The following is a 20,995-nucleotide window of genomic DNA, read 5'->3' on the forward strand; positions in this document are numbered from 1 at the left end:
TTATGCCGGGATGGATGCGACGGCAGGTGCGGCCGCTTCCGCCGGCCGGCGCCGCAACGCGGCCGCCTGCGCCACCACTTCATCGACGCAGAAGCCCTGGATCGTGCGCGGACACTGCGACAGCACGACAGCGCTGGCGCAGCCGCGCGGTCCCCACTGCACCGGCTTGATGCCGTTGTTCTGGTAGATCCCGACCACCGGCGTGCGGAACGACGATGCGATGTGGATCACCGCGGTATCCGGGCTCACCACCACGTCGGCCCGCTCGCACAGCCGGAACAGCTGGTGCAGGTTGCCTTCGCAGTTCATGACCTGCCCGGTCCCGCTCTCTTCCACCACGGCGAATGCGGTCGCAGCGGTGGCGTCGGTGCACATCAGGCACAGCACCGCCTCAGGCGCGGCAGCCTGCAGGCCGCGCAGCAGCGCGACGGCATCGGCGCGCGCGACGTTGCGTTCGGCATCGGCCGCGAACAGGTTGATGACGATGAGCTCCTGGCCCGGCGGGAACTGGGCGTCGACCTGCTCGCTGCGCGCGGCGATGCGCACGTCGTAAGCCAGCTCGCTTTGCTCGACGATCACGCCGGCCTGACCCAGCGCTTCGCCGCAGGCTTCGATCTTGTGCACGACGCCGGCGCGGTTGAATTCGTGCAGGTCGATCACGCGGCCGGGCCGCGCGAGCCACAGCAGCGCGCGGTTCTTTTCGCTGCGCATGCGCTGCCAGGTGACGATCACGTCATAGCGTTCGCGCCGCAGGGCGAGGCCGGTACGGATGGCTTCTCCCCAGCCGCGCCCCAGCTTCCACAAGCGCGCGACGCGGCTGTCGTGCTCCCAGAATGCCGCGGTGATGCCGGCCACGGTGGCGTGGATTTCGCAGCCTGGATTGTGGCGCGCCAGGCCGGCGACGAAGGCGGTGTTGACGATCGCGTCGCCCAGCTTGCCGTCATGGGAAAAGAACAGCACCTTGCGCGGCGCGCACTGGCGCGCGTCAGTACTCAACCGCGACCTCCTTCGCCCCCAGCACCTGCTCGAGCGAGAGCTTGAGCGCATCGGACGGCGCCACGCGCCATTCGTCGCCCAGCTGGATCATGCAGTCCACGCCCTGCGGCTGCCAGCGCAGCGCCAGCGGCATGCCGTCTTCCAGGCGGTGCGGCTGCAGCACTTCGGCCAGCTTTGCCGACGGCACCGCGGCCGGCAGCAGCATGCCCAGGCGGTGGCCGTAGTGGATGCGTGCCGATGCCAGGTCGAACACCTTTTCGGCCGTGATGCGCAGGCCGCCGTTGAAGCGGTCTTCCGACACCTTGCCCACCACCGCGAGGAACTCGTCCTCCTTGAAGATATTCTTCTGCGCTTCCAGGATCTCGCTGTAGATGGTCACCTCGACCACGGCGGTCTTGTCGTCCAGCGTGACGATCAGGATCTTGCCGCGCTGGGTCATCTGGGTGCGCAGGCCGCTGATCACGCCGCCCAGCATGCGCGGCTCGCGCGACGGCTCCAGGTCGCCCAGCTTGGTCTTCATGAAGCGGCGCACTTCGGCCGAATACGTGTCGAACATGTGGCCGGACAGGTAGAAGCCCAGCGCGATCTTTTCTTCCGCCAGCTTCTGCTTGTCGGTCCACGGCGTGACCTTGACGTACTCCGGTGGCGCCACGAGGTCGGAATCGTCGCCGCCGAACAGGCTGACCTGATTGGCTTCCGCCGCCGCCTGGTCCGCGCATTCGATCGCGAAGGCGACCGACGCCAGCAGCACCGCGCGGTCGACCTTGAAGCAGTCCATCGCGCCGGCGCGGATCAGCGATTCGATGGTGCGGCGGTTGATCTGCTTGCGGTCGACCCGCTTGCAGAAGTCGAACAGGTCCTTGAACGGGCCGCCTTCGTTCCGCGCGGCGACGATCGCTTCGATCGCGCCCTGGCCGGAACCCTTGACCGCGCCCAGTCCGTAGCGGATGTTCGATACCTGCTTGCCGGTGACCGATTTCGGCGGGCCTTCAGGGGTGAAGCGGAACTGCGACTCGTTGATGTCCGGCGGGAGCATCGTCAGCCTGCACACGTCGATCGCGTCTTCGACCAGGATCTTGATCTTGTCCGTGTCTTCCATGGCCAGCGACATGTTGGCTGCCATGAACGCGGCGGTGTGGTGCACCTTGAGGTAGGCCGTGTGATACGACAGCAGCGCGTACGCCGCCGCGTGCGACTTGTTGAAGCCGTAGCCCGCGAACTTCTCCATCAGGTCGAAGATCTCGTCCGCCTTTTCGGTCGACAGCCCGCGCTCGCCCGCGCCCTTTCGGAAGATCTCGCGGTGCTCGGCCATCTCTTCGGCCTTCTTCTTGCCCATCGCGCGGCGCAGCATGTCCGCGCCACCCAGCGAGTAGCCGCCGATGATCTGCGCCATCTGCATCACCTGCTCCTGGTAGACCATGATGCCGTAGGTCTCGGACAGGATGCCCTCGGTGCGCGGGTCCGGGTAATCGAACTTCTCGCCGTGCTTTCGTTTGCAGAAGTCCGGAATCAGGTCCATCGGGCCCGGACGGTACAGCGCCACCAGCGCGATGATGTCCTCGAAGCGGTCGGGACGCGCATCCTTCAGCATGCCCTGCATGCCGCGCGATTCAAGCTGGAAGATCGCGACCGTCTTGGCCTTGGTCAGCAGCTCGTACGAGCCTCGGTCGGTCAGCGGCAGCGTCTCGAGGTTAAAGTCCTTGTCGGCCGGGTCGAGCGCGCGGATGTAGTTGACCGCGCGGTCGAGGATGGTCAGCGTAGTCAGGCCCAGGAAGTCGAACTTGACCAGGCCGACTGCCTCCACGTCGTCCTTGTCGTACTGCGACACCACGCCCGCGTCGCCGCCCTGCGTGTACAGCGGGCAGAAATCGGTCAGCTTGCCCGGGGCGATCAGGACGCCGCCGGCGTGCATGCCGATGTTACGGGTGATGCCTTCCACTTGCTGCGCCAGGTCGAGCAGCTGCTTGACCTCTTCTTCGTTTTCCAGGCGCTCCTTGAGCAGCGGTTCTTCTTCGATCGCTTCGGCGATCGAGACCGGCTTGCCCGGCTTGAACGGGATCAGCTTGGAGATGCCGTCGCAGAAGTTGTAGCCGAAGTCCAGCACGCGGCCGACGTCGCGGATCGCGCCTTTCGCGGCCATGGTGCCGAAGGTGGCGATCTGCGAGACCGCGTCGCGGCCGTACAGGTCCTTTACGTGCTGGATCACCAGTTCGCGCTTTTCCTGGCAGAAGTCGATGTCGAAGTCGGGCATCGAAACACGCTCGGGGTTCAGGAATCGTTCGAACAGCAGGTTGTAGCGCAGCGGGTCCAGGTCCGTGATCAGCAGGCAGTACGCGACCAGCGAGCCCGCACCGGAACCGCGGCCAGGGCCGATCGGAACGCCGTTGTCCTTGCCCCACTGGATGAACTCCGCAACGATCAGGAAGTAGCCCGGGAACTTCATCTTGTTGATCGTGTCGGTCTCGAACTTGAGGCGCTCCTCGTAGCGGGGGCGCGCCTCCTCGCGCTTGACCGGATCGGGGTACAGCTGCAGCAGGCGCTTTTCCAGTCCCTTCTGCGATTCGGAGACCAGGAATTCCTCGATCGTCATGCCCGGCGGGGTCGGGAAGTTCGGCAGCTGCGGCTTGCCCAGCGTGAGCACCACGTTGCAGCGCTTCGCGATCTCGACCGAATTTTGCAGCGCGCCGGGCAGGTCGGCGAACAGCTCGGCCATCTCGGCCTGCGACTTGAAGCACATCTCCTGGTTGAAGCGCTTGACGCGCTTGGCGTTGGCGAGCATCTCGCCTTCCGCGATACAGGTGCGCGCCTCGTGCGCAATGAATTCGTCCGGGCTGATGAACTGCACCGGATGCGTCGCCACCACCGGCAAGCCAAGGCGCGCGGCCAGCGCCACCGAATGGCGCACCTGCTGCTCCTGGTTCGGCTGGCCGGCACGCTGGATTTCGATGTAGAAGTGGCCCGGGAAGATGCGCGACCAGCGCGCGGCGGCTTTCTCGGCCTTGTCGATGTCGCCGTTCTCGATGGCCTGGCCGATGTCGCCGAAGTGCGCGCCCGACAGCACGATCAGCGCGTTGGCCTGGTCCTGCTCCGGATGCAGCGTGGAGACGGAGGTGGCCAGCGCTTCCAGCCATTCGACGCGGATCTCGGCGCGGCCCTTGTACTGGTTGGTCAGCCACGCCTTGGACAGCAGCTCGCACAGCTGCAGGTAACCGGTGTGGTTCTTGGCGAGGATCAGCAGGCGGAACGGCTTTTCGCGGTTGTCGTCGTTGGTGATCCACGCGTCCACGCCGACCACGGGCTTGATGCCCTTGCCGCGCGCGGCCTTGTAGAAGCGCACCATGCAGAACAGGTTGGCCAGGTCGGTGACGGCCAGCGCGGCCTGCCTGTCCTTGACGGCGGCGGCGACCAGGTCGTCGATGCGTACCAGGCCGTCGACGATCGAATACTCAGAGTGCACGCGCAGGTGCACGAAGGATGGACCGGCCGGCTTGCCCGATGCGGCTTGCGGTTCACTGACGATATCGACTACTTCCATGACTGCCCTGGTTCGCTAGCTGTGCAAAGGTGTATTTTACAGTGAGCGGCGGCCCCAAAGGCAGGCCTTTGCGCGCCTGCCGCGTGCATTTTTTTCCATCCCGGCGCGGGCAATCCGAACAAGATTTGCAACCTGGGCCGTGGATGCAAATAAGTCACGGCGGCCTGTTGTATTCACGATAATGTTGATCGCCTTTGGGCGCTCTTCTGCCTCCCAGACGGCACCTGGCCTACGACGGATCCTGCAGGCCTCTCCGGCGCTTTGTCAGCGCCGTAGGAGCGGCGCATGCGCAGGAACGGCTCCTCGATCACGTGGTAGCTAAGGGTGGCGACCGCCCAGCATCCGCCATACGCGGCGGCCAGCATGATGCCGGCGTCGGCATAGGCGTTCCCGGTCAGCGTCACATGCGCCAGCTGCTGGAACAGCACGTGCAGCACCGCCATGTGCAGCAGGTAGAACGAGAAGCTGATTTTGCCGCCGTGGACCAGCACCTGATCGATCCAGCGCGGCAGGCGCAGGTCGAGCGAGACCCAGCCCACGATCACCAGCGCCCACCCGGCGCTTTCCAGCGTCGGCCAGATGATCCAGAAGGCCGAACGCGACGCCGGGTCGAATGGCGCGTAACCCGCCTGCATGGCGCTGTTGGCAACCGCCAGCAGCAGCGCCAGCGGCGCCAGCACCGGCGCCACGCGGCGCAGCGCATCGCCCCCGCGCGCCAGCAGCAGCGCCGCGCCCATCCCGACCAGGAACTGGTCGAAGCGTCCCACGAAGGTGGAGAAGAACATCAGCGTGCTCTTCTCGTTCACCGTGTAGGCGGCGACCTTAAAGAACAGCATCAGCAGCATCAGGCCACCCAGGTAAGCCAGGCCGCGCTCGAGCGCGAAGCGGGCGATGAACGGGAAGACCAGGTAGAAGGTGAATTCGAGCGAAATGGTCCACGCCGCGCCCGTGATGACGGTGTCGGACGTGGGCGAGAACCCCAGGTTGGATGCGAGCAGGTACAGGATGTCCTGCGGTTCGAAGCTGTCGCGCGAGATCGAGGTCGCCAGCAGGAACACGGCCAAAAACAGCGGGAAGATGCGCAGGAAGCGGTTGCGCACGAACTCGCGGTAGTCGATCTCCTGCTTGTGCAGCGCGATCTGCATGAACAGGAAGCCGGACAGCGTAAAGAACAGGCCAACCCCGGTATGCCCTTCGGTGACGATGCCCCACCAGGCGCTGTCCAGCCCCATGCCAAGCACGCGCAGCTGCAGGTGGAAGTGGTACAGGAAGACGATGGTCGCTGCGAGCCAGCGCAGCTGGTCGAGACGTGGGTTGTACGGGATGTTCAGCGATTTCATTCGGTTCGCCTTGTTGTAATAGTGCGCATATTGTACAGGCGGGAATGTTTTAAAAGGCGCGCACGCTACCGTACCGGGTGATCGCGCCTGGCCGGGCACGCCCCCCATGACGCCCTGCCTATATTTTCATCAGGGCGCCGCTGGCTTATAATGGAGGGTATTCCACAGTTTTAGCCATACCATGCAAACCGCCACACCCTACGTCAACATCGCGGCGTACAAATTCATCACCATCGAGGACACCGAAGCGCTGCGCCCCTTGTACCAGGAGCAGTGCAATGCACTCGGCCTGCGCGGCACGGTGCTGCTAACGCCCGAAGGCATCAACATGTTCCTGTCCGGGACCCGCGAGAACATCGACAGCTACCTCGCGTGGGTGCGCTCGGACGCGCGCTTCGCCGACCTGCAGTGGAAGGAAAGCCTGTCCGCCGAACAGTCGCACAAGCGCATGCTGGTGAAGATCAAGAAGGAGATCATCACCATGCGCATGCCGCTCATCAAACCGGAGCTGGGCCGCGCGCCGTCGGTGGAGCCGAAGACGCTCAAGCGCTGGCTGGACCAGGGCCATGACGACAACGGCAAGCCGGTCGTGATGGTCGAGACCCGCAACGACTTCGAAGTCGACGTGGGCACCTTCGAGAACACCGTGGACTACCGGATCACCAAGTTCACCGAGTTCCCGGAAGTGATCGAAAAGCACAAGGACGATTTCGCGGGCAAGACGGTGGTCACGTTCTGCACCGGCGGCATACGCTGCGAGAAGGCGGCGATCCACATGCAGAACATCGGCTACGACAATGTGTACCAGCTCGAAGGCGGCATCCTCAAGTATTTCGAGGAAGTGGGCGGCGCGCATTACCAGGGCGACTGCTTCGTGTTCGACTACCGCACCGCGCTCAATCCAAAGCTGGAGCCGACCGAGACGGCGCAATGCTTCGCCTGCCGCGCCGTGGTGACGCCGCGCGAGCAGCTCTCGCCCCAGTACGTGGTCGGCAAATCGTGCCCGCACTGCGCGGACGGCGTACAGCAGAGCGCTGCGTAAGCCATCCAGGCATGAAAAAAGGCGAGCCGCGGCTCGCCATTTTTTTTTGGAGGGAACAGTCCCGTCGGGACAGTCCCCGCCCTCTACTAGCGCGTGAAGTAGGAACCCAGGTCGCGCACGTCGTCGCCAGACAGCGTGCCTGACGCGGCGCGCAGGCGCAGCGTGTTGAGCAGGTAGTTGTAGCGGGCCTGCGCCAGGTCGCGCTCGGCCAGGTAGCGCGACTCCTGCGCATTCAGCAGGTCGAGGTTGATGCGCACCCCGCCCTTGATGCTTTGCTCGGTCGCCTTCATCAGCAGCTGCGCCGATTCGACCGCCTTCTCCAGCGCGGCGATGCGCGCCACGCTGCTCGTCAGCGCGTCATATTCCTTGCGCAGGTCCACCATCACCGCCGCCGCCTTCGCATCGAGTTCGGCTTTCGCACGCTGCTCGGTTGCGCGCGCCTGGCGCGTCGAGGCGCTGATCGCGCCGCCGGAGAAGATCGGCACCGACATCTGGAAGCCGATGCTCTTGGTGTCCGAATCCTGGCCCAGCGTGGAAATCGATTCCGAATCGGCCTTGCTGATGCTGGCCACGAAGTCCACGCGCGGCACGTGGCCGGCGCGCGCACGGTTTACTTCCTCGTGCGCGGCAGTGATGCTGTGCTGGTAAGCCTGCAGCTCCGGGTTGCGCGCCAGCGCCACCGCTACCCAGTCCTTGTACGAGTTGCGGTCAGAAGGACGCACCGCGAAGTCCGGGCGCAGGCGGTCCAGCGACTGCACCTCCTCGCCGATGATCCCGGCCAACGTGACACGCGCCGCGCGCTGCGCATCCTCCAGTTCCAGCAGGCGCGCCTCGGCCAGGTCGAGCTTGGCCTGGGTCTCGAGGCGGTCCGTCACGGTGCCCTCGCCCGCCTTGTACAGGCGGTCGTTGACCTTCTGCTGCTCGGCCAGCAAGTCGCGCTGCGCGCGGCCCAGGGCCAGCTGGTCTTCGGTGTAAATGGCGTCGATATACGCCGCCACCACGCGCAGGATCAGCGTCTGGCGCGCCGCTTCCAGCTGGGCGTCGCTGGCCAGGCCCTGCGCCACGCCCTGGCGGTAGCGCGCCAGCGCTTCCAGGTTGAAGATGGCCTGGCGCAGCGAGACGTTGGCCGACTTGCTCATATATTCGCGGTGCGAGGTCGTCTTGCCGACGGTGATATCGCTCTTCGCCTCGCTGCTGGAATACGACCCCGAAACGCTGGGCAGCAGGTAGGAACGCGCGATATTGCTGTTCTCGCGCGTCGCCTGGTTGCCGTAATAGGCCACGCGGAAGGTCGGGTCGTGCTGGACAGCCTTCTCGTAGGCCTGCTGCAGCGTGATCGCCGATGCCGGCAGGTGCAGGAACAGCGCACCGGCTGCGAGGGCGCCGGCTGCAAGGCGCCAGCGCGATGGTGCGGACGAAGCTTGTTGTTGTTTTTTAGCGGCCATGCTTATTCCTCGGACAGCGACGAATTCGCGCGATCGAACAGTGGCTTGAGCAGGTAGTTCATCATGGTGCGCTCGCCGGTCTTGACGAACAGCTCCACCGGCATGCCGGGACGGACCTGCAGCTTCAGGTCATTCAGCTTCTTGAGGCCTTTCGGCGTCACGCGCACGCTCACCTTGTAGTACGGTGCGCCCGACTTCTCGTCGAGCAGGCGGTCGGCCGATACGAACGCCACCTCGCCGTCGATCTTCGGCGTGGTGCTCTGGTTGAAGGCCGAGAAAATCAGGTCGACCGGCAGGCCAGGATGCACCTTGTCCACCAGGTTGATCGGCAGCTGGCCTTCCACCACCAGCGCGTCGGCGGTCGGCACCACGTCCATCATGCGGAAGCCCGGCCCGACCACGCCGCCGCGGGTGAACACTTCCATGTCCATCACCACGCCGTCCGCGGGCGCCTTCACTTCCACGTTTTCAAGGATGTACTGCTCGGCCCTCATGCGGCCTTCCAGCGCATTCGCTTCGCGCTGCACGTCGGACAGCTGGGTGCGCACTTCCTTCTGGAACTCCTGCACGCGCTGGGCGCGCCGCACGGTCATCTCGGATACCTGGCGCTGGGCGCGGCCGATATTGCCGTTATCTTCCGCCATCGATCCCATCAGCTGCGCCAGCGCGCGCTCCAGGTCAAGCTGGCGCGCGCGCGGCACGTAGCCGTCCCGGGCCAGCTCGCGGATGTTGGTGAGCTGCTCCTTCAGGATCTCGGCCTGCTCCTTCTTGCTTTGCAGGGACAGGCGGGTGCCTTCGATCTGCATCTTGATGCCCTGGATGCTCTCTTCCAGCGCCGACAGCTCGCTGCGCAGCGCGTCGCGGCGCGAGACGAACAGCTGCGACTGCAGCCCCACGTTCTCGATCACGCCGGGATGCGAGCGGTAAGGCTCGAGCGCCTTCGGAAACGGCACGCTGGACAGGCCGTCGCGCTCGGCGATCAGGCGCGCTTCCGCCGCGCGCGCCGCGAAGTACTGCGCATAGCTCACATCGGCCTGCGACTTGGCCTGCACGCTGTTCATGCGAACCAGCACCTGGCCTGCCTTCACGCGATCGCCTTCGCGCACCAGGATCTCATCCACGGTGCCGCCCACCAGGTGCTGCACTACCTTGCGGTTGCTTTCCTTCGCCACATGGCCGCTCATCGGCACGCCCTTGTCGAGCGGCGCCAGCGTGGCCCACAGCATGAAGCCGACAAAGCCGACCAGCACAATGATCCAGCCCAGGCGCGTGTACGAGCTGGCGTTGGTGTTGACGGTCTCCGGCGTCACGTCGTGCGACACCACATCGGTGGCGAGGCCGCTCTTTTCAATCAATTTCATTTACTGGTTCTCCTGCGTGGTGGCGGATGGCGCCGGGGCCGCCGGCTGTTGCGCCGGAGCGCCGCCCGGTTGCGGGGCGCGCTGGCCGCCAGCCTGCGCCTGTTGTTGTTGTGCCTGGATCTGCTTCTGCGCCTTTTCCTGCAGCGCCGCCAGTACCTGCTGGGTCGGGCCGTACATCTCGCCGACGCCGTCGCGCAACAGCAGCAGCTTGGTGGTCACGCCGATCACCGAGGTGCGGTGCGTGATCAGCACGATGGTCTTGCCGCGCTGGCGCAAGTCGTTCACGGCGGCGGTCAGCGCCTGTTCGCCGATGTCGTCCAGGTTCGAGTTCGGTTCGTCCAGCACCAGCAGCGACGGGTCGCCGTACATCGCCCGGGCCAGGCCGATGCGCTGCTTCTGGCCGCCGGACAGGCCGGCGCCGCCGTCGCCCAGCTTGGTGTCGTAGCCCTGCGGGAAGTGCAGGATCATGTCGTGCACGCCGGCGCGCTTGGCCGCAGTGACGACCGCGTCCGAGTCGATCTCGCCGAAGCGCGCGATGTTCTCGCTGACGGTACCGCCGAACAGTTCGATATCCTGCGGCAGGTAGCCGATGTGCGGGCCCAGCTCGGCCTTGTTCCACTGGTAGATGTCGGCGCCGTCCAGGCGCACCTTGCCCATCTGCGCCGGCCACACGCCGACCAGCAGGCGCGCCAGCGTCGATTTCCCGGAACCGCTCGGGCCGATCACGCCGACCACGTCGCCGGGGGCGATGGCGAAACTCAGGTTCTTGATGATCGGGAGATTGACACCCGGCGGCGATGCGGTCACCGCTTCCACCGTGACCGCGCCGGTCGGCTTGGGCAGTTCCATGCCGGAGGAGCGCGCCGGATTGGCGGCCAGGAGCTCATTCAGGCGCGCGTAGGCGCTGCGGGTGCTCGAGAAGCTCTTCCAGATGCCGATCAGCTGCTGCACCGGCGCCAGCGTGCGGCCCACCAGGATCGACGCGGCGATCATCATGCCGGGGGTCATGCGGCCTTCGATCACCAGCAGCGCGCCCAGGCCCAGCACCAGCGACTGCTGCGACACCTGCACGAACTTGGTCGCCGCGCCCACCAGGCCGGCCTTTTCGCTGGCCTCGGCCTGCAGGTGGAGGAATTTGCCGTGCAGCTTGAACCAGCGGCTCATGAGGTTGGGCAGCATGCCCATCGACTCGATCACCTCGGCGTTGCGCAGGTTATTGGTCGCCAGCGCGTTGGCCTGGATCGACATGCCGTTCGCTTCCGACAGCGGCGCGCGCGTAACGCGCTCGTTCACGTAGGCCAGGATCACCAGGATCACGGTGCCGCCCAGCGCCAGCAGGCCCAGGGTCGGCTCGAACATGAAGATCACCGCCAGGTAGATCGGGAACCACGGGGCGTCGAAGAAGGCGAAGATGCCGTTGCCGGTAACGAACTGGCGCACCTGGGTCAGGTCGGCCAGCGCCTGGCCGGCGTTGCCGCCCGCTTTTTTCAGGTTCTGTTCGAAGGCTGCAGTGTAGATGCGCTTGTTGAGCTTCATGTCGAGCTGGGCGCCAACGCGCACCAGGATGAAGCTGCGGATCAGTTCCAGCGCGCCCATCAGCAGGTAGGCGCCCAGCACCAGCACCGTCAGCATCAACAGGGTCAGCTCGTTCTGGCTGGCCAGCACGCGGTCGTACACTTGCAGCATGTACAGGGACGGGGCCAGCATCAGCAGGTTGACCAGCGCGCTGAATACGCCGATCGTGATGAACGTTTTTTTGAATCCGAGGAGGATTTCCTCGATCTCGGATTTGGCTTTTGACAGTTTGTTCATATTCTTGGGGCGGACCCCGTGGAAAAAGCGGTTGTAATTATCTTATGTAGAAAGGACGTCCTGGCCGAGGCGCGAGATTAATCGCGTTTCAGTCAAAAACATGTGACGTACATCACAATTCGCAAGCTTAGCACAGCGCGACTTCACGCGGCTATCAAAACTGTCGCGCGCAAGAAAAAATACGACAGAACGATGCAGGTTTTATAGCGCCGGGGCTTGTGCGGCGAGCGCTTTTACCCACGCCAGCTGGCGCGGCAGGCATACCTGTTTGAGGTCGTAATGGGATATTGCGTAAGCGCGCGCTGCGCGCCCCAGCCGCTCGCGCTGTTCCGGATCGTCCAGCAGCCGGATCGTTTCTGCCGCCAGCTGGTCCGTATCAAGAAAATCAACCAAAAGTCCAGTTTCGCCGTGATGAATTGCTTCACGCAGCGGCGCGGTATTGCTGGCGACGATCGCACAGCCACAGCTCATGGCTTCCAATAAGCTCCAGGACAGCACGAAGGGATAAGTCAGGTAGATATGTACGGTCGATATCTGCAATAAGGAGACGAACTGGCGATACGGAATTTTGCCGATGAAATGCACGCGGCTCCGGTCGATCTGGCCGGCCACTTCAGCCAGGTATTTTTCTTTCCAGCTGCCGCCCTCTTTCGGCGGCGCACCATAGCTGACCTGGTCGCCGCCCACGATCAGCACGCGCGCGTTCGGCCGCGCGCGCAGGATGGCGGGAAGCGCGCGCATGAAGCTGTGGTAGCCCCGGTACGGCTCCAGGTTGCGGTTGACGAAGGTGATGATTTCGTCGTCGCGGCTCAATTTGATCGAGTTATTCAGGCCCAGCGTGACGTTCGGATCCGGCGCCAGCAGATCAGTGTCGATTCCATCGTGGATTACCGAAATACGCGAGCGGAACGGCTCCGGAAATACGGAGCGTTGCCATTCCGTTGGCGCAATCCCCGCATTCGCCACCGGGAAGTGCGACAGGTAATTCATGTTCTTGACGCGCACCCGGCACGCGTCTTCCACCGGTGTAGGGAATTCCGGATCAAATCCGATATCGGCGCCGCTGGCGCTGTAAAAGAATTCGCAATAGATGCCCATGCGGGCCGACGGCCACACGTCTTTCAGGAACAAGCTTTCGCCCCAGCCGGGGTGCGCAATGATCACGTCCGGGATAAACCCCTGTTCGCGCAATTGCAGCGCGGCGTGGAATGCGGCTTCCCCGCGGATTACCTTGGCTTCCAGGTCGACCACCCAGCGGTGGGTGGACTGGCTGGTGCCGCGCGCCGGCTGGTAATGGACCGCGCGAATGCGCGGCCCCCCTTCGTAATTATTCATGGCGAATGCCACGACCTCGTTTGCCGGATCCGCGGCAAGCGCCTGGGCCAGGTGCTTGAACTGGCCGGGAAAATTCTGGTGGACGAGAAGGATGCGCATGGTCGCCTGAATACTAATTCAATTGTCCGGCGAATAACAAGCGCAGCCCGCCGGCCGGGAAAATAAAAAAACCCGCTGTCTTGCGACAGCGGGTTTTTTGTGGTTCCGGGCAGGACCGCCGTTGCCGGCGGCCTTGCCTGTTACCAGGCTCTAGCCTTACACGCCTGGGGTGACGTCCAGGACCAGGCTCGAAGGAGCAGCATCTTCGCCGGTGGTCAGCTGGGTGCCGGACTGGCCAACCAGGATGACGCCCGAGGAGTGCACGCCTGCGGTGGTGTCAGCGTCCCAGATCACGAGGGTCGAGGTGCCGGTGCCGCTCTGCGTGAAGGTGTTGCCACCGTTCGACACGTTGCCGCGCACGATCAGGTACTCGCCGGTTTCCAGGATGCCGTCGCCATCGTCAGCCATCAGGCCGAACGCGGAGAGGTCAACCAGGTCGCCTGCCTTCAGGGTCAGGATGTCCGCTGCAGTCGTGTCGTACACGCCTGGCGAGGTCACCGTGACTTGTGCGCCGTCAGCTGCAGCACCGTTCGAGTAGACGATGGTTGCGCTGGTGGTCATGCCTGCATCCGAGAACACTTGACGTGCCAGGTCGGTATCGACCGTTGCCGTCACGCTGTCGGACAGGTTGATCAGGCCAGCGGACAGGCCGTTGATCGCGGTGATCGTGTCGACGATGTCCAGCGAACCGATGTCCACGTTGCCCAGGCCCTGCAGCAGGACTGCCTGCTGTGCCGAGACATCGCCAACGATGGTGATCGATGGAGCCGAGGTCACGAGCGCCTTGAACGACTGGTCGAGGTACGCGTCCAGGATGTTCGCCGCGGAGTCAGCCACTGCCAGCGATGCGCTCAGCTTGGCCGACAGCTCTGCGTTAGCAGCCACCAGCTTGGTCTGTGCGATCGATGCGGTACCGGTCACGGTGATCACGGCTGCGTCCAGCGCCACGCCCAGGTTGCCCAGGACGTTAGCCAGCGAGTCGGTGATGCGTGCGAAGGTGAACTCCGCGCCCGCGCCAACGTTGCCTTCCAGGAAGATTGCCTGAGCAACCGTCTGGGTGTCGGTGACGTTGATCGAACCTGCGCTGTTGACCACATCGGCCGAACCCAGTTGCAGGTTGGTCGAGGTGTCGCTCAGTGCGGTCACGGTGATGGAACCAGCGCCGTTTGCGGTGTCGATCGAGGTAGCGGTTGCCACGGACACGGTGCCCAGGACGGTGACGTCCTGACCAGCGATACCGGTAGCGTTGCCAGCCAGCAGCAGGTTCGCTGCGGTGTCGACGATGTTGACCGAGATCGGGTCTTCAGCCACACCGAAGGTCAGTGCTGCGATCGCGGTTGCCTCGGCAGCCGTTGCGGTACCGGTCACGGTGACGTCGGTTGCCAGATCCAGCACAGCCTGCGACGCTGCAGCAACTGCGGCTGCGGTGTCGACCACTGCGAAGGAACCGTCGAACTTGTCGCCCAGTGCAGCCAGCGCGGCAGCTTGTGCCATGTTGACCGTCAGGTCGCCGTCCACTGCCACGGCAGCGGAGACCGATGCGTTCAGCACGTTGCCGGTGAACAGCTTGGCAACATCGTTCTCGATGATGCTGTACACAGCGGTTGCCTTGGCAGCGAAGATCGCCTTGGCCTGGTCGCCGTTTGCGGTGCCGGTCACGGTGACAGCGGTTGCGCCGCTGACGGTGCCTGCCGTTGCTGCAACCAGAGCGGCTGCGGTGTCGGTCAGGTTGTAGCTGGTGACGGTGGTCACTGCCTTGATCGCGGCCAGGTTAGCAACCGAGGTAGCGGCGCCGGTGATCGCAACCGAGGTTGCTTCGTCGACGACGGCCAGGTTACCGACCATTGCAGCTGCGCTGTCGGACAGGGTGAACACTGCGTCGCCATGGCGGCCCAGCAGGGTTGCAGCCTGAGCCACGGTTGCGGCGTTGCTTGCGGTCACTGCGACTGCGTTCGACACGGACAGGATGTTGCCCGCAGCGGTCAGGTTAGCAACGGTATCGGTGATCGAGAACGTTGCATTGCCGTTGGCAGCGAAGATCGTGGTTGCTGCAGCAGCGGTCACGTTGCCGGTGACGGTGATGTCAGCAGCGCCCGAGATCAGGCTGGTAGCGGCAGCCAGCAGGTTCGCGCCGGTGTCGGTGATGCTGTACGCAGTCTGGCCCTGAACAGCGAAGCCGAAGTCGGCAACGATGTTGGCAACGCTGTCGTTGACGACGTAGCCGAAGTCCAGGAACGCTTCTGGCAGCGCCTTGAGTGCAGCGATGGTGCCGGTGACGTACCAGGTACCGCCGATTTCTGCAAACTCGATCTCGCCGTTGCCGGTGATGGTGACCGATTCAGCGCCGCCCAGGACTGCGTTCAGGTTGAACATGTCGCCCAGGCCGCCGGTGGTCTGCTCGACCGCAGCGATCAGGTTCTCGACCGAATCAACAACGGTGTACTCGACGTTGCCGGCGATCATCGCGTTCAGGTATGCAGCGGTTGCCACATCCACGGTGCCGGTGACAACCACGTTGGCTGCGTAGGTCAGCGCCGTGACGTTGTCCAGGTCCATCAGGTTCGCGGCGGTGTCGGTCACGGTCACGTTGCCGAAATCGATCGTGGTCAGGATGTCAGCTTCGATCGCTGCCATTTCAACAGCTTGCGCCGCCGAAACCGTACCGGTCACAGTGATCGTGCCGGCAGCGTCGAGGCCGTCGGTGATCGTGATCAGGTTGGCAGCGGTGTCGCTCACGTTGAACGTCACGTGCAGGTTGATCGGAGCGAAGGTCAGCTGGGCCAGCGCAGCAGCCTGAGCTGCCGTTGCAGTGCCGGTCACGGTGATCATGCCTGCCATTGCCAGCGCGTCGTTGTCGGCAGCAGCCAGGTTCGCAGCGGTGTCGGAAACGGAGATCATGTAGTCACCCACGATCGCGTCGGAGGTGGTGATCGCCATGAACTGGGCCACGGTTGCAGCGGCGCCGGTGACGGTGACGTTATGGCCAGCCAGCATGCCTGCAGGAGCAGCAGCCAGGTTGGCAGCGGTGTCAACGAATGCCACGGTGTCGAAGTCTGCGCCTGCGTTCAGTGCAACGATGGCCTTGATCTGGCCAACGGTCACGTCGCCGGTCACGGTGACTTCTTCAGCAGCAGCGACAGCAGCAGCGTTGGCAGCCAGCACCAGGCCTGCAGCGGTGCTCGAGATCGAGTACTCGGCTGCCGGGTTCAGGGTGAAGATTGCCTTCGCATCAGCTGCGCTGACGGTGCCGGTGACGACCACGCTTGCAGCAGCTTCCACTGCGTCAGCGTTGGCCAGCATTGCAGCGCCGGTGCCGGTGATGGCGAAGCCCGAAGCGGACACGCCCAGAGCAGCCAGGGTGGTCAGCAGCGCGCCAGCAGCAGCGACGTCAACTTCTTCGCCGCCAGCCACAACGGTGACCTTGCCAGCGTCAGCCAGCAGGGTGATGTTGGCTGCCAGGTTGTCGAAGGTGTCGACCAGGTCGTAACGCACGTCGTCGGACGATGCGCCGGCAACGGTGGTGGTGACGCCGGTCAGGACACCGCCGATTTGACCGAAGTGGGCAACTTCTTCTGCCGACAGGATCAGGCGGGTGCCATCGGTGACAACCAGGTTGGCTGCAGCGGTGGTGGTCGCGGCGTCAGCAGCCTGGATTGCAGCCACGGTACCGGTGATGGTGCCGAGGGTGATGTTGTCGTTCTGGGCGACGATCGCAGCAGCTTGTGCCACGGTTGCGTTGCCGGTCACGATGATCGCGTCAGCACCTGCGACGGTACCAGCCGAGGTCGACAGCGCCAGGTTGGCGGCGGTGTCTTGCAGGGTGTAGTTCACGTCAGCGTGCAGAGCAGCGATCAGCTTGGCGTTAGCGACGGAAACCGGGCCGTCGATATCGACGGTCGTTGCGTTCTGCACGCCAGCTTTGTTCGCAGCCAGCAGCAGGTTTGCAGCGGTGTCAAACACGTTGTATTCGACGTTGGCGTTCAGCGCGAACAGGGCCTTGGCTTCCTCGGCATTTGCGACGTCGGTAGCAACACCTGCGTCAGCACCAGCCACCACGATTGCGTTGCCAGCCAGGATCAGGTTGTCGACGGTGTCGACCAGCACGTAGCCGTCGGCGTTCGCGTTGATGAATGCGAAGTTGGTGTTGATCTCAGCAACGGTGCCTTCTGCGGTCACGGTGCCTGCGCCGTTACGGACAGCAGCGCTTGCGCCGATCAGGTTGGCGACGCTGTCGACCAGGTTGTAGATGCCGGACCAGTTGGTGAAGGTTGCGGACTTCAGCAGGGTTGCGGTAGCAACGGAGACGTTAGCGTCGGCCAGGACAACCGGAGCGACCGATGCGTTCAGCACAGCGATGCCAGCAGCGCCAGTGTTGATCAGGGCAGCGATTGCGTCTGCATCGTCAACGATCGAGTACTTGTCGTCGAAGCTTGCCAGCGCGTTCAGTGCCTGGAACTCGGCAACGGTAACCGAACCGGTGACCGAGACCTTGCCTGCAGCAGCCAGCACGCCAGCAGCGTCCACGTCCAGCAGTGCTTCTGCGGAGTCAGCCAGGGTGTAGCCGGTGACAGCGCGCACGTCGCGGATGGCAGCCAGTTGCTCGACGGTGCCAGCACCGGTGACGGTGACAGCGGTTGCGCTGGTCAGCACGTCGGCGTTGGCTTCAGCCATTGCAGCCAGGGCTGCTGCGGTGTCGGAAACAGCGAACACGGCGCCAGCGTCCAGGTCCAGCAGGGCGGATGCGACAGCAGCGCTGACAGTAGCGTCGGTCACGTCGAGGTGGCCGCCGTTTGCCAGTGCCTTGGCGATCACGGTTGCGTTTGCGCCCAGGACGTTAGCTGCAGTGTCAACCAGCACGAAGCTGACGACATTGTAGTTAGCGATCGCGGTTGCTTGAGCAACGGTGACGGTGCCTTGCACGTCCACGGAAGCAGCGTTTGCCAGGACAGCAGCGGATGCGCCGGCCAGGTTAGCTGGGGAGTCGACCAGGTCGAACGACACGTTGCCGTTGTTGCCCAGCTTCGACAGCTGAGTTGCAACTGCCACGCCGACGATGCCGGTGACTTCGATGTCGGTTGCGCCTGCTGCAATCGCTGCCTTGGCAACGATGTTTGCAGCGCTGTCGATCAGGTTGTAGCCGCCAACCAGCTTCGCGCCGACTTCGGTCTTCAGTTCGGTTGCGTCAGCAACAGTCAGTTGCTCGCCAGCAGCCAGGCGGATGCTCGAAGCAGCAGCGATGGTGCCAGCTGCCAGGTTCAGCAGTTCGCCAGCGGTGTCAACGACGTTCAGGCCGGTGATGGCCACGTCAGCGTCAACAGCCAATGCGACGATGCTTGCAGCGCCGTCAGCGGTGACCGAGCCGGTCAGTGCCAGGCCGGAGATCTGGCCTGCGTCCAGGCGGAAGGCGTTGTCGGCGATGTGCTGGGCGGTGTCGGTGATGACGAAGCTGGTGTTCAGGCCAGCGTCAGCGAAGATAGCCGCTTCCAGGACCGAAACGGTACCGGTCACAACGATCGTTGCCTGTGCCGAAACCAGGGTTTCGTAGGTGGTCTCGTAGACCAGCGCTTCCATCAGGTCAGCCGCGGTTGCGGAGACGGTGAAGTCAGCAGCTGGAGCAGCAGCGTGCACTGCGACAGCCTGGGCGATCGTCAGCGAATCGGTGCCTTCCTGCGACACTTGCTGCAGGTTTGCGCCAGCGAACACGGATGCCGGAGCGGCTGCCAGGTTGGCGGCGGTGTCCGAGATGCTGTAGTTGGCGTTGGCGTTGATTGCCAGCAGAGCCTGTGCGCCAGCCACGGTCGTGGTCACAACAGCGGTAGCAGCGGTGGTCAGTGCGGTGATGTTTGCCAGTTCAGCGGCGCCCAGGGTCACGGTGACATTGCTGCCAACGACCAGAGCCATTTCGCCGAACAGCTTGCCGGTCAGGTCCAGAGCGGTAGCAGCGCCAGCAGCAGCGATGGTCAGGGTACCGTCGGTGCCCAGTTCGGTGATGGTTTCGATGTCGGCCAGCTGAGCAGCGCTGAAGATTGCGCTCGAGTGCATGGTGACGTGTTCAACGCCGGTCAGGGTGCCGGTGCTGAAGTTGTTGGTGCCGTTCACGTCCAGGGTGTCTTCACCAGCGCCGAAGTCGATCGTCTGGCCAGCAACCATGGTCAGGCTGTTGGTGACAACTTTGTCGTCGCCATCGCCCAGCACGACGCTGGTCGAGGAGTCGCGGCTGAAGTTGATGGTGTTCGCGCCGGAGCCGGTCACGTACACGGTTTCGTTCGAACCCGCGGTGTTGGTGCTGCCCATGTTGACGGTGATGTCAGCATTGCCGTCGATCACGATGCCGTTCTGTGCGTACAGGGAGGTGGTCGAAGCGATGTTGACGGTGGCGGTGCCGGTGTCAGCGGTGGTGATGACGACTGGGCTGCCGGTGTTGTTCGAAGCGACCAGCTTGGCCGAATCGATGAAGAACACGGTTGGGGTCAGCGAGGTGTCGTTCACGCCCACGTTGACAGCTGCCTGGCCGTTGACCAGCGACAGTTGCATGGTGGTTGCGCCATCGGTCATTGCGTTAGCAACGGTCTTGACGACGATCAGCGCCTGGCCGTTTGCGTCCACGGTCACCTGGCCCGAGGTTGGGCCGTTGACGCGCGATGCGTCGATGCCGGTCAGCTGGTAGGACAGGACGGTACCTGCTGCAACACCGGTGGTGTCCAGCTTGAAGGTCACCTGGCCGCCTTCGTCGACGGTGGTCGCCGACGCGGTCAGGGTGTAGGTCACAGCGGTGACCGGGGTGGTCGAGGTGTCGGCCACGATCACGGAGGCGGTCTGGCCAGCCAGTTCCATGGTCAGGTTTTCGATGCCTTCGGTGGTCGCGTCAGCGGACAGGGTGATCGCTACGATTGCCTTGCCGGTGCTGTCGAGCTTGACGGTGCCGGTCAGGGCGCCGCCGACGACGTCGGATGCGTCCACGCCGGAGATCTTGTAGGTGTACTCGGAACCTGCGACGGTGTTGGTCGAGTTCAGGGTGAAGTACACGGTCTTGCCTTCATCAACCGAAGCTGCAGTAGCGGCCAGGGTGAAGGTTGGCAGGGTCGACGGTGGGGTGATGACCACGTTGATAGCATTGTTCAGCGCGACTGGCTCGATGGCAGCTGCCAGCGATGCGTCGTCGGTCACGCCGGACAGGAACACCTTCGCGCGAGCGTTGGCGTCGTAGCCGTCGTAGCCGGTGATTTCACGGACGGTGTCCAGGGCGTTGGTGAACGCGGTTGCAGCGGCAACTTTGTTGTTGTAAGCAACCAGGTCGGAGCCTTGTGCACCTGCGGCGATCGCGGTGACGGCGACGTCAACCGTGAAGCGGCCATCGGCAAGGCGCTCTGCCCACCACATCATGCCTTCCAGGTCGTTCGCGTGGCCGAACAGGTTCTGGTACACGGCAGCGACGGTTGCCAGTGCGCTCTTGCCTGCGTAGACGACTTTGTATTCGTCGGAAGCGGCAAACGCGTTCGAGACCAGCGACAGGTCGCCGTTCGTGCGCTCGAGAACGCCCTGCCAGTGTTGCAGGCCGGCTACGTCCGCTGGACGGTTGAAGTACGCGACATACAGTTTCTGGATGTCAGCGTAGTAAGAAGTAGATGCCATCAAGTGCTCCTAATTAGATCGATCGATCAAGTGTTAATTCAATATTGCGCAGCTACGCGTTTCGCCCTTTTCTGGGCGTACCGAATAGTGACAGAGAGTAAGAGGGAAGGAATGTGATGACCGTCACACATTGCGAACAAATATTGCTTTTGGTGTAGAAATGACACTTTTAGCAAAGCACTACTCGTTTTCAGTCGAATAACGGTCCCGGTTTGGCGGCGCCGATTTTTCACTCTGCAGAGGGAACGGCCTCGTTATCAAAGGAAAAATTCTGGTTCGCGGCCTCACATCGCCGACGCTTGCCGCATGCCCTTGTCGCGCCGAAACGACACTGCCGGTCACCTGTTGGAGAACGTACATGCCATGAAAACAAAAACAGCCCGGGTGGGCTGTTTTTG

At 63.7% G+C, this 20,995-nt stretch carries 9 protein-coding genes; 1 reads left to right on the forward strand and 8 read right to left on the reverse strand.

Translation table 11 applies throughout. The annotated features are described in order from the left end of the window. The 3 genes from ACFSQR_RS09065 to ACFSQR_RS09075 form a co-directional block, all read right to left on the reverse strand. On the reverse strand, positions 1 to 996 hold the full coding sequence (locus tag ACFSQR_RS09065) for a glycosyltransferase family 9 protein (RefSeq protein ID WP_377729404.1): 996 nt from the start codon (positions 994 to 996) through the stop codon (positions 1 to 3). Further along, positions 986 to 4,531: a DNA polymerase III subunit alpha gene (dnaE, locus tag ACFSQR_RS09070; RefSeq protein WP_377729405.1), complete on the reverse strand. Its 3,546-nt coding sequence runs from the start codon at positions 4,529 to 4,531 to the stop codon at positions 986 to 988. The genes ACFSQR_RS09065 and dnaE overlap by 11 nt, the downstream gene beginning before the upstream one ends. 173 nt (positions 4,532 to 4,704) lie before the next feature. Continuing rightward, a complete protein-coding gene (locus tag ACFSQR_RS09075) occupies positions 4,705 to 5,871 on the reverse strand; it encodes an acyltransferase family protein (protein ID WP_377729407.1) in 1,167 nt (388 codons plus the stop codon). A gap of 181 nt (positions 5,872 to 6,052) precedes the next feature. Here ACFSQR_RS09075 and ACFSQR_RS09080 point away from each other — a divergent pair, with 181 nt between their 5' ends. Then, positions 6,053 to 6,913 carry a sulfurtransferase gene (locus ACFSQR_RS09080; protein ID WP_377729408.1) on the forward strand — a complete coding sequence of 287 codons (861 nt, stop codon included), beginning with the start codon at positions 6,053 to 6,055 and terminating at the stop codon, positions 6,911 to 6,913. 86 nt (positions 6,914 to 6,999) lie between these two features. Here the strand turns inward: ACFSQR_RS09080 and ACFSQR_RS09085 are convergent, their stop codons facing one another. From ACFSQR_RS09085 to ACFSQR_RS09105, 5 genes are all read right to left on the reverse strand, one after another. Beyond that, the gene (locus ACFSQR_RS09085; protein ID WP_377729410.1) at positions 7,000 to 8,358 is read right to left on the reverse strand and encodes a TolC family outer membrane protein; all 1,359 of its coding nucleotides are present in this window, start codon (positions 8,356 to 8,358) and stop codon (positions 7,000 to 7,002) included. Between the two features lie 2 nt (positions 8,359 to 8,360). Beyond that, positions 8,361 to 9,719 carry an HlyD family type I secretion periplasmic adaptor subunit gene (locus tag ACFSQR_RS09090; protein WP_377729412.1) on the reverse strand — a complete coding sequence of 453 codons (1,359 nt, stop codon included), beginning with the start codon at positions 9,717 to 9,719 and terminating at the stop codon, positions 8,361 to 8,363. Next, the gene (locus ACFSQR_RS09095) at positions 9,720 to 11,531 is read right to left on the reverse strand and encodes a type I secretion system permease/ATPase (protein ID WP_377729413.1); all 1,812 of its coding nucleotides are present in this window, start codon (positions 11,529 to 11,531) and stop codon (positions 9,720 to 9,722) included. It lies immediately after the preceding gene. Positions 11,532 to 11,732: 201 nt separating this feature from the next. Then, positions 11,733 to 12,965 carry a glycosyltransferase family 4 protein gene (locus tag ACFSQR_RS09100; RefSeq protein ID WP_377729414.1) on the reverse strand — a complete coding sequence of 411 codons (1,233 nt, stop codon included), beginning with the start codon at positions 12,963 to 12,965 and terminating at the stop codon, positions 11,733 to 11,735. Positions 12,966 to 13,121: 156 nt separating this feature from the next. Further along, positions 13,122 to 20,597: a hypothetical protein gene (locus ACFSQR_RS09105; RefSeq protein WP_377729415.1), complete on the reverse strand. Its 7,476-nt coding sequence runs from the start codon at positions 20,595 to 20,597 to the stop codon at positions 13,122 to 13,124. Positions 20,598 to 20,995 lie beyond the last annotated feature (398 nt).

This window comes from Pseudoduganella sp. GCM10020061 (genome assembly GCF_042683405.1).
GTDB lineage: Bacteria > Pseudomonadota > Gammaproteobacteria > Burkholderiales > Burkholderiaceae_D > Telluria.

Bases quoted from the DNA above. Each gene is read 5' to 3' on its own strand.
- ACFSQR_RS09085 (WP_377729410.1), bottom strand. From the start codon at position 8,358: ATGGCCGCTAAAAAACAACAACAAGCTTCGTCCGCACCATCGCGCTGG.
- ACFSQR_RS09075 (WP_377729407.1), bottom strand. From the start codon at position 5,871: ATGAAATCGCTGAACATCCCGTACAACCCACGTCTCGACCAGCTGCGC.
- ACFSQR_RS09095 (WP_377729413.1), bottom strand. From the start codon at position 11,531: ATGAACAAACTGTCAAAAGCCAAATCCGAGATCGAGGAAATCCTCCTC.
- ACFSQR_RS09090 (WP_377729412.1), bottom strand. From the start codon at position 9,719: ATGAAATTGATTGAAAAGAGCGGCCTCGCCACCGATGTGGTGTCGCAC.
- dnaE (WP_377729405.1), bottom strand. From the start codon at position 4,531: ATGGAAGTAGTCGATATCGTCAGTGAACCGCAAGCCGCATCGGGCAAG.
- ACFSQR_RS09100 (WP_377729414.1), bottom strand. From the start codon at position 12,965: ATGCGCATCCTTCTCGTCCACCAGAATTTTCCCGGCCAGTTCAAGCAC.
- ACFSQR_RS09105 (WP_377729415.1), bottom strand. From the start codon at position 20,597: ATGGCATCTACTTCTTACTACGCTGACATCCAGAAACTGTATGTCGCG.
- ACFSQR_RS09080 (WP_377729408.1), top strand. From the start codon at position 6,053: ATGCAAACCGCCACACCCTACGTCAACATCGCGGCGTACAAATTCATC.